This is a genomic window from Phyllobacterium sp. 0TCS1.6A, from assembly GCF_026420825.1.
Lineage (GTDB): Bacteria > Pseudomonadota > Alphaproteobacteria > Rhizobiales > Rhizobiaceae > Phyllobacterium.
Map to the genome: position 1 here is coordinate 271128 of NZ_JAPMAB010000001.1, position 13281 is coordinate 284408.

The 13281-nt window shown below is 60.5% G+C and carries 18 protein-coding genes and 1 other RNA gene; 10 read left to right on the forward strand and 9 right to left on the reverse strand.

The genetic code is table 11. The features are described from left to right. Window position 1: 1 nt before the first annotated feature. The 5 genes from OSJ75_RS01230 to OSJ75_RS01255 form a co-directional block, all read right to left on the reverse strand. The gene (locus tag OSJ75_RS01230) at window positions 2–598 is read right to left on the reverse strand and encodes a VOC family protein (protein ID WP_323748363.1); all 597 of its coding nucleotides are present in this window, start codon (window positions 596–598) and stop codon (window positions 2–4) included. Continuing rightward, a complete protein-coding gene (locus tag OSJ75_RS01240) occupies window positions 565–795 on the reverse strand; it encodes a ribbon-helix-helix domain-containing protein (RefSeq protein ID WP_250013278.1) in 231 nt (76 codons plus the stop codon). Before OSJ75_RS01240 ends, OSJ75_RS01230 begins: the two co-directional genes overlap by 34 nt. Continuing rightward, window positions 792–1004, reverse strand: coding sequence for a DUF4169 family protein (locus OSJ75_RS01245; RefSeq protein WP_267226317.1), 213 nt, complete (start codon window positions 1002–1004; stop codon window positions 792–794). The genes OSJ75_RS01240 and OSJ75_RS01245 overlap by 4 nt, the downstream gene beginning before the upstream one ends. Window positions 1005–1012: 8 nt before the next feature. Further along, window positions 1013–1591 (reverse strand): SspB family protein, encoded by a 579-nt coding sequence (locus OSJ75_RS01250; protein ID WP_250013284.1) that lies wholly within the window; start codon window positions 1589–1591, stop codon window positions 1013–1015. Between the two features lie 178 nt (window positions 1592–1769). Next, complete coding sequence (locus tag OSJ75_RS01255) at window positions 1770–2462, reverse strand: TetR/AcrR family transcriptional regulator (RefSeq protein WP_267226320.1); 693 nt, start codon at window positions 2460–2462, stop codon at window positions 1770–1772. Between the two features lie 175 nt (window positions 2463–2637). On the opposite strand from OSJ75_RS01255, the gene OSJ75_RS01260 reads away from it, so the two are divergent. Continuing rightward, complete coding sequence (locus OSJ75_RS01260; protein ID WP_267226322.1) at window positions 2638–3846, forward strand: multidrug effflux MFS transporter; 1209 nt, start codon at window positions 2638–2640, stop codon at window positions 3844–3846. 63 nt (window positions 3847–3909) lie between these two features. Here OSJ75_RS01260 and OSJ75_RS01265 read toward each other — a convergent pair whose 3' ends face one another. Then, entirely contained in the window at window positions 3910–4452 is a 543-nt protein-coding gene (locus tag OSJ75_RS01265) for an AAA family ATPase (protein WP_267226346.1), read from the reverse strand. Between the two features lie 113 nt (window positions 4453–4565). Next, window positions 4566–4923: a transfer-messenger RNA gene (gene ssrA / locus OSJ75_RS01270) on the reverse strand. A gap of 140 nt (window positions 4924–5063) precedes the next feature. Here ssrA and OSJ75_RS01275 point away from each other — a divergent pair. Together OSJ75_RS01275 and thyA are read left to right on the forward strand one after the other, a co-directional pair. Continuing rightward, entirely contained in the window at window positions 5064–5375 is a 312-nt protein-coding gene (locus OSJ75_RS01275) for a DUF2853 family protein (RefSeq protein ID WP_267226348.1), read from the forward strand. 215 nt (window positions 5376–5590) lie between these two features. Further along, window positions 5591–6487 (forward strand): thymidylate synthase, encoded by an 897-nt coding sequence (gene thyA, locus OSJ75_RS01280; RefSeq protein WP_250013290.1) that lies wholly within the window; start codon window positions 5591–5593, stop codon window positions 6485–6487. 6 nt (window positions 6488–6493) lie between these two features. Here the strand turns inward: thyA and xth are convergent, their stop codons facing one another. Then, a complete protein-coding gene (gene xth / locus OSJ75_RS01285) occupies window positions 6494–7273 on the reverse strand; it encodes an exodeoxyribonuclease III (RefSeq protein WP_267226350.1) in 780 nt (259 codons plus the stop codon). Between the two features lie 54 nt (window positions 7274–7327). Then, window positions 7328–7579 carry a GlsB/YeaQ/YmgE family stress response membrane protein gene (locus OSJ75_RS01290; protein ID WP_250013293.1) on the reverse strand — a complete coding sequence of 84 codons (252 nt, stop codon included), beginning with the start codon at window positions 7577–7579 and terminating at the stop codon, window positions 7328–7330. Between the two features lie 174 nt (window positions 7580–7753). On the opposite strand from OSJ75_RS01290, the gene OSJ75_RS01295 reads away from it, so the two are divergent. From OSJ75_RS01295 to OSJ75_RS01325, 7 genes are all read left to right on the forward strand, one after another. Next, on the forward strand, window positions 7754–8059 hold the full coding sequence (locus OSJ75_RS01295; protein WP_267226352.1) for a hypothetical protein: 306 nt from the start codon (window positions 7754–7756) through the stop codon (window positions 8057–8059). Between the two features lie 70 nt (window positions 8060–8129). After that, complete coding sequence (locus OSJ75_RS01300; RefSeq protein ID WP_267226354.1) at window positions 8130–8474, forward strand: hypothetical protein; 345 nt, start codon at window positions 8130–8132, stop codon at window positions 8472–8474. Window positions 8475–8655: 181 nt separating this feature from the next. Further along, window positions 8656–9159 carry a dihydrofolate reductase gene (locus OSJ75_RS01305; protein ID WP_267226358.1) on the forward strand — a complete coding sequence of 168 codons (504 nt, stop codon included), beginning with the start codon at window positions 8656–8658 and terminating at the stop codon, window positions 9157–9159. A 192-nt stretch (window positions 9160–9351) separates the two neighbouring features. Beyond that, window positions 9352–10455, forward strand: coding sequence for an FtsH protease activity modulator HflK (hflK, locus tag OSJ75_RS01310; RefSeq protein WP_250013298.1), 1104 nt, complete (start codon window positions 9352–9354; stop codon window positions 10453–10455). After that, complete coding sequence (gene hflC / locus OSJ75_RS01315) at window positions 10455–11396, forward strand: protease modulator HflC (protein ID WP_250013299.1); 942 nt, start codon at window positions 10455–10457, stop codon at window positions 11394–11396. Before hflK ends, hflC begins: the two co-directional genes overlap by 1 nt. A gap of 12 nt (window positions 11397–11408) precedes the next feature. After that, the gene (locus OSJ75_RS01320; protein WP_250013300.1) at window positions 11409–11594 is read left to right on the forward strand and encodes a DUF2065 domain-containing protein; all 186 of its coding nucleotides are present in this window, start codon (window positions 11409–11411) and stop codon (window positions 11592–11594) included. Between the two features lie 129 nt (window positions 11595–11723). Then, window positions 11724–13262 (forward strand): DegQ family serine endoprotease, encoded by a 1539-nt coding sequence (locus tag OSJ75_RS01325; RefSeq protein WP_371929476.1) that lies wholly within the window; start codon window positions 11724–11726, stop codon window positions 13260–13262. Window positions 13263–13281: the final 19 nt, after the last annotated feature.

The following is a 13281-nucleotide window of genomic DNA, read 5'->3' on the forward strand; positions in this document are numbered from 1 at the left end:
ATCAGCGACCCGCATAGGCGGCTTCGAGCTTGGCCAGGTCCAGCTTTCTCATATCCATCACGGCATCCATCACGCGCTCCACCTTCTCCTGATCGGCATCCCGCAGCATATCCATCAGCCCGGATGGGACGATCTGCCATGAAAGCCCGTATTTGTCCTTGAGCCAGCCGCAAGGGCCGACCTCACCGCCATCTGCGGTCAGTTTCTGCGTCAGTTCATCGACCTCCTGCTGGTCCTTGCAATCGATCGTCAACGAGATCGCCTCGGTGAAGCGGAATTCCGAACCGCCATTGAGGGCGATGAATTCCTGCCCCGCCATCCGGAACTTGGCTGTCAGGAGCGACAGTTCCGGTGCATTGGCGCCGCGCTTCCAATAGGTGCTGCTGATGATCTCGCCGTCCTTGAAGACGGAAAATAGAACGCCATGGCTTCGTCGGCGTTTCCGCTGAACCAGAGGCAGGGCGTAATCTTCTGATTGGCTGGCATGCTCGCTTCCTTTCGATATGAATGGCGATATCGATTGAAAGACGAAGCGTCGGGTGCCGCTCCTACACCGGTGCCGAACTATTTTTCGGCGCGCGGCCCGTTCATCACCCATTCGAGCGCGTGGATGCGCAGGGCCGAGGAGAGATTGGACGAAGGGCTGCGTTCCGCATCGACCTCGGCAATGATCTGCGCAAGTGTTGCCTGTCGCTGACGGGCAATGGCAATGATGATGTCGTAGAAGGGGTCTTCAAGGGAAAAGCTGGTGCGGTGGCCGTTGATCGTCACCGACCGCTTGCGGACGTCACTCACGCATCGTCCTTGCCGGCGTCCCTGCCGGCATCGGGCCGCTCGCGGCGGCTGTCGTCGAGAAACTTCTCGTCCTTTTGCGCCAAGGTCGCCCGCAGGCGCTTCTCCGCCTTGGTCTGGCCGAAGACGACGCGGTTTTCCGCTGCCGCCTGCTCCCTGGCCGCCTTCTCGCGGCGCTTCCTGGCCTGCCGGAGATTGACGATCTCAGCCATGCGCCAGCCTATTTTTTCTTGCGGAACGAGTCGAGCGAGACCACGGAAGCCGATGATTTCGATTCACTTTCTTCGCCCGGCTCCTGCTTTTCGGTAGCCTTTGCGGGCTTCTTGCCAGTTTTGGCGGCCGGCTTCGGCTTGGCGCTCGCGGAGGGCAGCTTTGTCCCCTCCGGCGTCTCTACCGGTCCAATGCTCGTGATACCCTGGTCATTGTCGCCCACGGTCTCCTGAATCTCGACGTCGAATTCGAGCTCGAAATTGACGGAGGGATCGTAGAAGCCGCGAATCGCCGAAAACGGCACGACCAGCCGTTCCGGTACGTCGCCGAAGGACAGACCGACCTCGAACTGCGTCTCCGTGACCTGCATGTCCCAGAACTGGTGCTGAAGCACGATCGTCATCTGCTCGGGATATTTCTCATGCAGGCGCGAGGAGATGCGCACGCCCGGCGCGCTGGTGAGGAACGTGACAAAGAAATGATGATTGCCCGGCAATCCCGCCTTGGCGACTTCGCCGAGCACCTTGCGGATCACGCCCCGCAGTGCTTCCTGGGCAAGTATATCGTATCGGATCAAATCTTGTGGCATGCGCTCTTATCCCATGGATTCACCCCCGCATGTCAAGCGGGCGGGCAACCGTATTTCGCTATTATGGCGCATGGCTAACGCAATTGCGACCGATTGTCAGCCACTGGTCCCATTTTTGCCGGACCGTTTGCTGCCGAAAACCGGAAAATGCTGCGACTTCAAGCCACTGGGCGGGTTTTCAGGCCGGCTCCCGCACGGCGGTTTCCTGGGGGGAGCGGACGGATGAATAGGCTTTGAGGAAGGTACGGGCGGCATTGCGCGCGGCCGTGGCGAGTTCCTCCTCCGTCGGCTTGCCGCCAAAGAGCGTCGCCATTTGCAGGTCGGCATTGACCAGAGCGAGGAATTGCCGGGCCGCCAGGTCGAAATCGTCGATCTCCAGCAGGCCCTGGCGCGTGAGCCGGGCGAATATCATGCCGAGCGCCGTCGCGATCTTGGCCGGTCCCTGTCTCCGCCACGCCTCGAAGAGATGCGGATAGTGCTCGCCCTCCGACAGGACAAGCTTGCGGAGAAACTTGCCATCCTGATTGCACAAACAATTTGCGCTCAACCTTACCGCGAAGTCCGCCAGTTCGTCCTCGAGCCGGTCGGGCTTGTCGGGGAAACTCGACAGGGTCGAGAACAGCATGGCATTGGCACGGTCCATCACATCTTCGACGACGGCCGTGAACAATATTTCCTTTTCGCGGTAGTGGTTGTATATAGTCTGCCGAGACACGCAGGCTTCCATGGCAATCTCGTCGATACTCGCTCCCGCGAAGCCCTTTCGGCAAAAAACGGCGGCGGCGGCATCCAGAATCGATAAACGTTTCGCACAGTGACCACGCTGCGTGTGGGTGATCGTTCTCGGTGGCGATACTGAATTATCTGTCATGAGAGCAGGATATGATGTCTTGACGTCTTAGACAATAGTGTCTAGTTTTACATCACTGTCCAAGTTAATGGACAGGCCTCTTTCGCTGTCGGCACCGTCCTCCCAAGCTTTCGCCGGCAGCCCAAACTTAAAATTCGGCAGTTCTGAACTTCGAGATTCGTGAAAGAGCATCGCTATGAGTCCGTCCTTTCTGCGCTATGCGATAATTCTCGGATTGCTGTCGGCGATCGGACCTTTCGCGATCGACATGTATCTCCCGGCATTGCCGTTCATTGGTCAGGACCTGATGGCGGACGAGGGAGCGGTGCAGATGAGCCTGCTCGCCTTCTTCCTGTCCTTCGCGCTGTTCCAGATCGTCTATGGACCGCTTTCGGATATGTGGGGGCGCAAGCTTCCGCTCTATCTCGGCATCGGATTGTTCACCGTGGCCAGCATCGGTTGCGCCCTTGCCACCAGTGTCGAGATGCTGATCGCCTTCCGGTTCCTGCAAGGCATTGGCGGTGCTGCGGGCATGGTCATTCCGCGCGCCGTCGTCCGCGACATGCACACCGGCGTGCAGGCTGCCCGCCTGATGTCGCTGCTGATGCTGGTTTTCAGCATCTCGCCGATTCTCGCGCCCCTGACCGGCAGCGGCGTCATTCATTTCTTCGGCTGGCGCGGCGTGTTCTGGGCGGTGATGATCGCAGCCCTGATCGGACTGGTCCTGCTTGCGACCCAGCTTGAGGAAACCCGCCCGAAACAGGCGCGGACCGAAAGCAGCCTCGGCAGCGCCCTGTCGGCATATGCACTCCTGCTGCGCGACCGGAACTTCCTCACGCTCACCTTTATCGGCGGGTTCGGAATTTCGAGCTTCCTCGTCTATCTCGCCAATTCCCCCTTCGTCCTCATCGACCATTACGGCCTGACCCCGACGCAATATAGTTTCGCCTTTTCCATCAATGCCGTCTCGTTCTTTGCCGTATCGCAAATGACCGGATGGCTCGGCAGCCGCTACGGCCTGCTGCGCGTGATGCGGATGGCGGTTGCCGGCTTTGGCCTGTCCATGGCCGCCATGGTGCTGGTGATGAGCACGGGCTTCCCGCAGCTATGGGTCATGGCGGCGTTCCTTTTCGTCGGTTACGGCTGCCTCGGCCTGGTCATTCCGACGACAGGCGTCCTGGCGCTCGAGGATCATGGCGAGATTGCCGGATCGGCCTCCGCCCTGATGGGAACGCTGCAATTCGTCGTTTCCATCGTGGCGATGGTCATTGCATCGCTGTTTTTTAACGGTACGCCGCTACCAATGATCATGGGCATAGCCCTGTGTGCGGTCATTGCGTTCGCGATCACCCATCTGGCGGTTGGCCGCCACGGCGAGGCAGCAGTGAGTGCGCCCGCTGAATAGAGAAATCTGATCCTCCAGTCAGATGAAGGCGGAAGGCCCGGAGCTTGCTCCGGGTCTTCTGTTTCAAGCGCCTTGTTTCAGGATGAAGTCCGCGCGCTCTTCCACCGGCAGCCGCGGCACCTCGACCAGATCATAGCCGCAATCGCGGTAGGCGCGCAGCATTGCCTCATAGGTGCGTTCCGCTTCGGCAAAATCCTGTTTGCGCTCCGTATCCTGGCCGAATATCTCCTTCCACGGCGGAAGAATGAACACGGTCCGGTGATACCGATAGAGTTCCGCCGCCCGTCTCACATGAGCGGGGACCGCGATTCCGACAAGGCCGAGATAGCCGATGACATCGGGAACGCCGCGGTCGAAGTAGATGCGCTGCGGACTTTCCGGCGCAGTGGCATGCGAGCGCAACTCCCATGCGAGCATCAGTTCGGCAAACAGCAGCGGATCGTTCCAGGGCAGGGCGGGGCCGCCTATGGCCTGGTGGTACTGGATGATGGCGCGGCCGGCTTCGCTGCTTGTCGCATGGCCCTTGTGCGCAAGCTCGCCGAGCAATGTCGTTTTGCCCGATCCCGGGCCGCCGGTGAGAATGGTGAAACGTTGATGATTCTGCACGGATGTCTCCTCATGGAAGGCCGAGCCACAGCCTTGCGGCACGGCCCGAATGTCGGCGCAGCGCCGACAGACCGATCGATGAAAATCTGGAGATGGGAAAAGCAAAGGGGAAAAGTGAAGGCTTCTGTTGCCAGGTGCCTCCGAACCCCGCCTAGAAGTGCGAACCACTAGGACTTGATTTGAAGCTATCGCACCGCATTAAGCGGCGAGACGTGCTTCCGCATAGTTGTCGTTTGCAACTACTGAGTTAGCCCGATAACGGTGGTACAATGCCGGGCAAAAGTTCGATCTTTACACCCTTGTCGATCCTATTTCGCCCCCGCCAAAACGCAGCTCCGAGTGCTGGATTTTGGTGGAGGCGCCGGGTACCGCCCCCGGGTCCAATGGGCTTATTGCATCGTCCGTTTATCGCCATAGCCGACCGAAGCCGGCACGACCTATATAGGGACTATCGCGCTGAATTAAAAGAGTGCATTGACTTGGACATGCGGCTGAGGAATGTTTCACTCTGTATCAGCGGTGTCGAACGGAGCTTGTGAGCTTTGGACGGCGTCCGCATTGTCAGGGAGGCGGCAACCTCTAGTTGCGCCTAACAATCAGGGGATTATTCCATGAGTGACTATCTTACCGATGTTCGCCGCTATGATGCCGCGGCCGATGAAGCAACGGTCGAAAAAATCGTCAAGCATCTCGGTATCGCGCTGCGCAACCGTGATTCGTCGCTTGTATCCTGTTCGGATCCTGACGAGCTTAAGCGCGTGCGTACAAACTGGGTGGAAAAGAAGCTCGGATTGACCGATGAGGCCAAGGCGGATGCAGCAATCCAGTCCGTATGCGAAACGCTGAAGGATGATCGCAGCAAGAGCCGCGTGACGTTCTATTACCTGACGGCGAAGGCGCTCGGCGCGCTTGGCAGCATCTAAGGCCGATTCGGTAATGGTGCTTTGCGGGCCCCGGTCTCAACCGGGGCTTTCGTTTGTCCGGGTTTGATCGGTGAGGATCTGCCGTTCCGCGATGGTGCAGACGATTTCTGTGGCCTAGACTGTGCTGGAGATTCGTTTGACTTGTGCCCAGCGCGCCCGGCGGTCTAACACCGCCTTGTCAGTGCGTCAGCGCCAACTCCAGTGAGAGCCGAACCATGTATCATGCCGAATCGCAATATCTGGATCTCATGTCCTTCATCCTCGAAAAGGGGGACAAGCGCATGGACCGCACGGGCGTCGGCACGCTTTCCACATTCGGCGCGCTGATGCGGTTCGACCTTTCGGATGGCAGCGCACCGATCCTCACCACCAAGAAGGTTTACTGGAAGCTGGCGGTGAAGGAGATGCTCTGGTTCCTCACGGGCGGCACCAATATCCAGGCTCTGCTGAAGGAGAATGTCCGCATCTGGAGCGACTGGCCGCTGGCCGCCTATCGAAAGGCCACCAATAGCGACATTTCCCAGGCGGAATTCGAGAAGCGCATTGTCGAAGACGACCAGTTCGCCGCTGAATGGGGCGAGCTCGGGCCGGTCTACGGCAAGCAATGGCGGCGCTGGCGCGGTGCCGACGGCAAGGATTACGACCAGATCGCAACCCTGATCGAGACGCTTCGCAACAATCCGTCCAGCCGAAGGATGTTGTTCCACGCCTGGAACGTGCCTGAACTTTCGGATATGGCGCTGCCGCCCTGCCACATGGTCTACCAGTTCCACGTTTCGCATGGCGATCGCCTCAATCTCCTGATGTTCCAGCGCAGCTGCGACCTTCTGCTGGGCGCGCCGTTCAACCTCGCCGGCGCCGCTGCCCTGCAGCACATGATAGCGCAGCAGGCGGGGCTGAACCTTGGCGAGCTGGTCTGGGTGGGCGGCGACGTTCACCTTTATCTCAATCATATCGATCAGGCGCGCGAGCAGCTGTCGCGCACGCCGCGGCCATTTCCGAAGATGCGCCTCAAGCGCCAGGCAGCGTCGATCGACGATTACAGGATCGATGATTTTGAAGTCGTCGACTACGATCCGCACCCCGCCATCGCCGCCGAGGTTGCAGTCTAGGCGCGGTCAGGCTTCGACATCCACCTCTATCCAGACCGGAGCGTGGTCGCTGGTCTTGGGCCAGCCGCGCACGTGCCGATCGACATTTCCCGCCCGCAGGGATCTGGCGAGCGTCGGATTGAGCAGGAAGTGGTCCAGCCGCAGCCCGGCATTGCGTCCCCACGCGTTGCGGAAATAGTCCCAGAAGGTAAATATCTGCTCCTGCGGATGCAGCGTGCGTATGGCGTCGGTCCAGCCGCTGTCGACAAGCGCCTTGAACAGGGATCGCACTTCCGGCCGGAACAGGGCGTCGCCTTCCCAGCGTTCGGGCTTGTAGACGTCGAGCGCCGTGGGCATGACATTATAATCGCCGACCAGCGCGACGGGAGCCTCTATGGAAGAGAGCTCGCCGGCATGGGCAAGCAACCGGTTGAACCAGGCCAGCTTGTAATCGAATTTCGGACCCGGAGCCGGATTGCCGTTCGGCAGATAGATATTGCCGATCAGCACACCGCCGACCGCAGCTTCGATATAGCGGCTTTGCACGTCTTCCGGATCGCCGGGCAGGCCGCGCCGCGTTTCGACCGGCTCGGCGTCACGGGCGAGAATTGCAACGCCGTTCCAGCTCTTCTGGCCATGCCAGATTGCGCCATACCCAGCATTTTCAATGGCTTGCAAGGGAAAGTTGTCTTGCTGTGCCTTGAGTTCCTGCAGGCACACGACGTCGGGCGCTGCTTCCTCAAGCCATTTCAGCAGGACAGGGAGGCGTCCATTGATGCCATTGATGTTGAAAGTGGCAATTTTCATCATGCGCCGCCCGGCTTCGTCATCGGCGCGAGGCGGCGCATGTTTCGCATTCCGCTAGCGCCGGATCATTCGGCCTGCCGCGATGAGGATACAGGCGCCGATAAAACCGGCGACGAGATAGCCGAGCCAGCCCGAGAGCGCCACGCCGACGAAGGACAAGAGGGCATTGGCTATGATCGCGCCGACTATGCCGAGGATGATGTTCATGATGATGCCCATATTGCTCTTCATGAACATTTCCGCGAGCCATCCCGCGATGCCGCCGATGATGATTGCCGCGAACCAGCCGACTTGTGCATCTTCCATTTGAATTCTCCTGCGCTGAAAAGATTGAGCGCGAGCGCGCCCCGCTGTCTGAACGCAGAACTGCCGTTCTGGTTCATTCGCCAGTATTGGGCAAGGCCCCGTTTTTCGCAAGGACGGAACCAATACCGTCCCGGAGCCTTTCTGTTCCAGCGCGGTTTTAGCCTGGAGGATAGGATGGACACCGGAAATCTGCAGATGCAGGGCCTTTGCCTCGCCCTGGCATCGCTCAATGAACTTCTCGTCGAAAAAGGTCTCGTGAGCCAGTCGGAAGTGGATCTGGCCCTCGCCAGGGCGGAGGCGGGCGCGACCGGCGACGATCGCTTCGCCGAGCTTCTCGCGCCGCAGCAGCGTGATGCGGTGTGCTTCCCCATACGATTTCTGCGCCTCGCCAATGAAGGCGGCGCCGACCTGGAATTGTCGTTCAGCGGATTGGCGAAGCGCGTCGGCATGACCAAGGCGCAGTATAATGACCAGCGATAGTTGAACGGCGACGGAACATATCCGGCCTGCGTGCAGTTTAGGTCCGTAATGTTCAGCGACGAGGTTTGCCATGAAAATCGTGAAGGTGGAGGTCATACGGGGCGGCTTGCCCGCCTATGTGGACACGGTCGAGTTCCTCGGAGAGGATGGCACGCGCATCCAGGTGAAACTGAAGCGCGCCGACGAAGCCGAGCCAAACCATGACGAACTCGTGCGCCGGGCCGTGGGCCTCATCCGTGAAGTGTCGGATGAATCGCTCAGCCAGGTCACCCAGCTTTCCCGCCGCACCGCCGGCCGTTCGGAAGATGCCGAAACGCTGGAGGAGCAGTTGCAGGAAGGACTGGAAGACACGTTCCCCGGGAGCGATCCCGTATCGGTGGCATCGACTGCAATTCCTGGCCAGCCCAAGGAATGAATTTCGGGCGGCGGCGGAGAAGTCGCTCGATCGCCCTGCGATGGCGGCCTGATCCTATAAGTACGGACGGCTGGATGACGCGCCTTGGGGCGCGTTATTTTTTTGTCCTTCCGCGCTTGTTGGCAGGTTTCATATTGCCTACAACTCCGCCTCCGAGATCAATCGAACCAGGCAGGCAGAAATGATCAGTTTCGTAGTTGCGATCGCGCAGAACGGCGTTATTGGACGAGAGAACGATCTGCCCTGGCGCCTCTCCACGGACCTGAAGCGCTTCAAGGCCACGACGATGGGCAAGCCCATCATCATGGGGCGGAAAACGTGGGAATCGCTGGGGCGGCCCTTGCCGGGACGAACCAATATCGTCGTGACGCGCGATACCGGCTTCGCGGTCGAGGGCGTTATCGCGGTGCGGTCGATCGACGAGGCGTTGCTGGTCGCCGGCAGCCATGCCGCGGCAGACAGGGTCGACGAGATCTGCATCATCGGCGGCGGGGAAATCTTCAGGCAGGCCCTGAACAGGGCCGATCGGCTGCATGTGACCTGGGTTCTCGCCGATATTGAAGGCGACGTGCATTTCCCGCCCATCGATCCGGCCGTCTGGGAAGAAAAATCGAGCGAGGAGTTCCCCTCGGGCGAGAAGGACAGCCATCCTACGCGCCACGTGGTCTATGACCGGCGTCGGTAAGGGATCGCGCACCGTCGACATTGATATGATAATATCGTGATAGAGCCTGATAATCGTTTGTTTTTTCAGTAAAACCTTTCGAAATGCCAAGGCGCGCGTTGAAAGCGCGTCCTGCGATCCCTATAAACGGGTGATCGGACCAGCGAGGGGAGGCCACGGGGTGGCGCTTTTCGTTCAAATTAAGAGGTAGGAATGCCCTGGAGTAATCAGAACGGTGGCGGCGGCCCATGGGGTGGCGGCGGAAACAATAATGGTGGAGGCGGTGGCCCGTGGGGCCAGAAACCCCAGGGCGGCGGCGGAGGCAAGACGCCTCCCGATCTCGAAGATATTTTCAGGCGCGGCCAGGACCGTCTGCGCCAGGCCATTCCCGGCGGCACCGGCGGAAGCCCGGCAATATGGATCGTCGGCGTCCTCGCGCTCGTCGCCTTCTGGATATTCCAGTCCGTCTATACCGTGCAGCCGGACGAGCGCGCGGTGGAGCTTCGCTTCGGCAAGCCGAAGCCTGATATCGCCGAGCCCGGATTGCATTTCCATCTTTGGCCCATCGAGACCTATGAAAAGGTCGAAATCGTCGAGAAGCAGAAGAATATCGGCGGCCAGGGAACAAGGGGCGCGAAAGAGGGCCTGATGCTGTCGGGCGACCAGAACATCGTCGACGTGCAGTTCTCGGTGCTTTATCGCATTTCCGATCCCGTTTCCTATCTATTCCACGTGGAAAATCCGGAAAACCTCGTCCAGCAGGTATCCGAAAGCGCCATGCGCGAGATCGTCGGACGCAGCCCGGCACAGGATATTTTCCGCGACAACCGTGCCGGCATAGCCAATGACGTGCGGGCGATCATCCAGCGCACGCTGGACGAGTATCGCTCAGGCGTCGCGATCAACGCAGTTTCCATCGAGGATGCCGCGCCGCCGCGCGAAGTGGCGGATGCCTTCGACGAAGTCCAGCGTGCCGAGCAGGACGAAGACAGGTTTGTCGAAGAATCGAACCAGTATTCGAACCAGAAGCTGGGTGAAGCTCGCGGGCAGGGCGCGCAGATTCGCGAAGATGCTGCCGCCTACAAGAACCGTATCGTCCAGGAGGCGGCTGGTGAGGCCCAGCGCTTCACCTCGGTCTACGATGAATATGTCAAGGCACCGGACGTCACGCGCCAGCGCCTTTACCTTGAGACCATGGAGCGTGTGCTGAAGGATTCCACCAAGGTGATCGTCGATCAGAACGGGCAGGGTGTCGTTCCCTATCTGCCATTGCCCGAGCTGAGCAGGCAACAGAACTCCGCAAAGGGAGCACAGTGATGAACCAGAACCGTCTCCCTTTCATTGCAGGCATCGTCGTTCTCCTCGGCCTGCTCGTCTACGCCTCCGTTTTCGTGGTCAAGGCCGGCCAGCAGGCCATCGTCCTGCGTTTCGGTGAAATCGTCGATGTGAAAACCGACCCCGGCATCTATTTCAAACTGCCGTTCAGCTTCCTTGAAGCGGACAATGTCCAGTGGATCGAGGATCGCCTGCTCAGCTTCGAGCTCGACAATATCCGTGTCCAGGTTTCGGGCGGCAAGTTCTACGAGGTCGATGCCTTCCTCGTCTATCGCATCACCGATCCGCGCAAGTTCCGCCAGACCGTCTCCGGCGACATCACCCTTGCCGAGGCGCGGCTGCGCACACGCCTGGACGCATCGTTGCGCGGTGTATACGGCTTGCGCGGCTTCGAGGCGGCATTGTCGGACGAGCGCGCCGGCATGATGCGCGAAGTACGCGAACAACTGCGTCCGGATTCGGAATCGCTCGGCCTTCAGATCACCGACGTTCGTATCCGGCGCACCGATCTGACGCAGGAAGTGTCGCAGCAGACCTTCGAGCGCATGAAGGCGGAGCGCCTGGCGGAAGCCGAGCGCCTCCGGGCGCGCGGACGTGAAGCGGCCCAGCGCATCAAGGCAATCGCCGACCGCCAGGTCGTCGAGATCGTGGCCGAGGCGCGCAAGGAATCCGAGATCATCCGCGGTCAGGGTGAAGGCGAGCGCAACCGCATCTTCGCCGAAGTCTTCTCGAAGGACCCCGACTTCTTCACGTTCTACCGTTCCATGTCGGCCTATAGCGCCGCCCTGGAGAACTCCGGTACGACGATGGTATTGTCGCCGAACTCGGAATTCTTCCGCTACTTCCAGGGCGCGGCCGGGGCCGTTCCGCCGGCTGCCGGTGCCGCACCGGCGCGTCCCGCCGCTCCTGCTCCTGCTCAGTAAGGGGCGGGAGACATGACGGATTTTCTGGACGCCGTAGGGCTGTTCCTCGTTTTCGAGGGACTGCTCTACGGATGCTTCCCCATCATGGCGAAGCGGGTGGCGAGAGATGTCAGCGAGCAACCCGACACGTTCCTGCGGATGGCGGGCGTGGCCTCGATCGCGATCGGCGTCGCGGTCGTCTGGTTTGCCAGGGGCTAGCCCGCCGACAGGTCCCGTTCGGTCGCGGGCCGATCAAATCACCGTGGGGAGATAGCCACGCGGCCATATTTTCGACTATTCTTGCCGGTCTGTTGTGACCGGTCATCCCTATCTGAAAAGGCCCGAGGCATGGTTTCCGATAAAGTCGTCCGCTCTCTCTCTGCTTCCGTGGCGCTTCTCGTGCTGGTGACTGCCGCGGGCAGTCCCTTCACCGTGACGCAGGCGATGGCCCAGAACGAGGCCCCGGCAGTTCCGAACAGCGCGCAGCCGCGCGCCCAGGGGCCGGCCTCGGTCGCTGACCTCGCCGATGGGCTACTCGGCGCCGTGGTCAATATATCGACATCGCAGCGGGTCAAGGGTCCCGACGGCGAATCCGGGCCCATTCCGATGCCGAAAGTGCCCGACGGATCGCCATTCCAGGAGTTTTTCGACGAATATTTCGGCAAGCAGCGGCCCGGCCAGAACAATCCTTCGCGCGAGGTGCAGTCGCTGGGCTCCGGTTTCGTGATCGACGCGGCGCAGGGGATCATCGTCACCAATAATCACGTCATCGCCGATGCAGACGAGATCGAAGTGAATTTCAGCGATGGCATGAAGCTCCCGGCCGAGCTCGTCGGCAAGGACACCAAGACCGATCTTGCGGTTCTGAAGGTCGATCCATCCAAGCGGAAGCTGGTCGCGGTCCAGTTCGGCGATTCGTCGAAGACCCGCATCGGCGACTGGGTCATGGCGATCGGCAATCCGTTCGGCTTCGGCGGCACGGTGACGGTGGGCATCGTTTCCGCGCGCAACCGCGACATCAATTCCGGGCCCTACGACAATTTCATCCAGACGGATGCCGCGATCAATCGCGGCAATTCCGGCGGGCCCCTGTTCGACATGTACGGCCAGGTCATCGGCATCAATACGGCGATCATCTCCCCGACCGGCGGGTCCATCGGCATCGGCTTCGCCATCCCGGCGGAACTCGCTTCCGGCGTCATCGCGCAATTGCGTGAATTCGGAGAGACCCGCCGAGGCTGGCTCGGCGTTCGCATTCAACCCGTCACCGACGATATTGCCGAAAGCCTCGGCATGACCTCGAGCAAGGGCGCGCTCGTTGCCGGTGTCATCGAAGGCGGCCCGATTGCAGGCGGCGAGATACAGGCCGGCGATATCATCATCCGTTTCGACGGCAAGGAAGTGGGCACCGTGAAGGACCTGCCGCGCGTCGTCGCCGAGAGCCCCGTCGGCAAGGAAGTGGACGTCGTCATCGTCCGCAAGGGCAAGGAGCAGACGGTGAAGGTCAAGCTCGGCCGGCTGGAGGACAGCGAGCAACAGGCGGCCAAGCAGGATCAGACCGACGAGGGCGAGGACAGCACGCTTCAGGGCGTCGATGTACTCGGCATGACGCTCGGAGCGCTGGACGACGAGACGCGCAAGAAGTTCGGCATCGCCAAGGAAGTCCAGGGCGTGGTGATCACCGAAGTGCAGAACGATTCGGTCGCGGGCAACAAGCGCGTCCAGGCCGGCGATGTCATCGTCGACATTGCACAGGAAGCGGTTTCGACGCCGGAAGACGTGGCGGCGCGCATCGAGAAACTCAGGGATGAGGGCCGCAAGAACGCCTTGCTCATGCTCGCGTCCAAGAGCGGAGAACTGCGCTTCGTCACCCTGCAGATCGATTGATCTTCAGCAGCGTCCGGGT

What these genes read in the sequence shown, in the direction of transcription:
- OSJ75_RS01230 (WP_323748363.1), bottom strand. Translation starts at nt 598, where the DNA reads ATGGGTGATGAACGGGCCGCGCGCCGAAAAATAGTTCGGCACCGGTGT.
- OSJ75_RS01245 (WP_267226317.1), bottom strand. Translation starts at nt 1,004, where the DNA reads ATGGCTGAGATCGTCAATCTCCGGCAGGCCAGGAAGCGCCGCGAGAAG.
- OSJ75_RS01250 (WP_250013284.1), bottom strand. Translation starts at nt 1,591, where the DNA reads ATGCCACAAGATTTGATCCGATACGATATACTTGCCCAGGAAGCACTG.
- OSJ75_RS01255 (WP_267226320.1), bottom strand. Translation starts at nt 2,462, where the DNA reads ATGACAGATAATTCAGTATCGCCACCGAGAACGATCACCCACACGCAG.
- OSJ75_RS01260 (WP_267226322.1), top strand. Translation starts at nt 2,638, where the DNA reads ATGAGTCCGTCCTTTCTGCGCTATGCGATAATTCTCGGATTGCTGTCG.
- OSJ75_RS01275 (WP_267226348.1), top strand. Translation starts at nt 5,064, where the DNA reads ATGAGTGACTATCTTACCGATGTTCGCCGCTATGATGCCGCGGCCGAT.
- thyA (WP_250013290.1), top strand. Translation starts at nt 5,591, where the DNA reads ATGTATCATGCCGAATCGCAATATCTGGATCTCATGTCCTTCATCCTC.
- xth (WP_267226350.1), bottom strand. Translation starts at nt 7,273, where the DNA reads ATGAAAATTGCCACTTTCAACATCAATGGCATCAATGGACGCCTCCCT.
- OSJ75_RS01290 (WP_250013293.1), bottom strand. Translation starts at nt 7,579, where the DNA reads ATGGAAGATGCACAAGTCGGCTGGTTCGCGGCAATCATCATCGGCGGC.
- OSJ75_RS01295 (WP_267226352.1), top strand. Translation starts at nt 7,754, where the DNA reads ATGGACACCGGAAATCTGCAGATGCAGGGCCTTTGCCTCGCCCTGGCA.
- OSJ75_RS01300 (WP_267226354.1), top strand. Translation starts at nt 8,130, where the DNA reads ATGAAAATCGTGAAGGTGGAGGTCATACGGGGCGGCTTGCCCGCCTAT.
- OSJ75_RS01305 (WP_267226358.1), top strand. Translation starts at nt 8,656, where the DNA reads ATGATCAGTTTCGTAGTTGCGATCGCGCAGAACGGCGTTATTGGACGA.
- hflK (WP_250013298.1), top strand. Translation starts at nt 9,352, where the DNA reads ATGCCCTGGAGTAATCAGAACGGTGGCGGCGGCCCATGGGGTGGCGGC.
- hflC (WP_250013299.1), top strand. Translation starts at nt 10,455, where the DNA reads ATGAACCAGAACCGTCTCCCTTTCATTGCAGGCATCGTCGTTCTCCTC.
- OSJ75_RS01320 (WP_250013300.1), top strand. Translation starts at nt 11,409, where the DNA reads ATGACGGATTTTCTGGACGCCGTAGGGCTGTTCCTCGTTTTCGAGGGA.
- OSJ75_RS01325 (WP_371929476.1), top strand. Translation starts at nt 11,724, where the DNA reads ATGGTTTCCGATAAAGTCGTCCGCTCTCTCTCTGCTTCCGTGGCGCTT.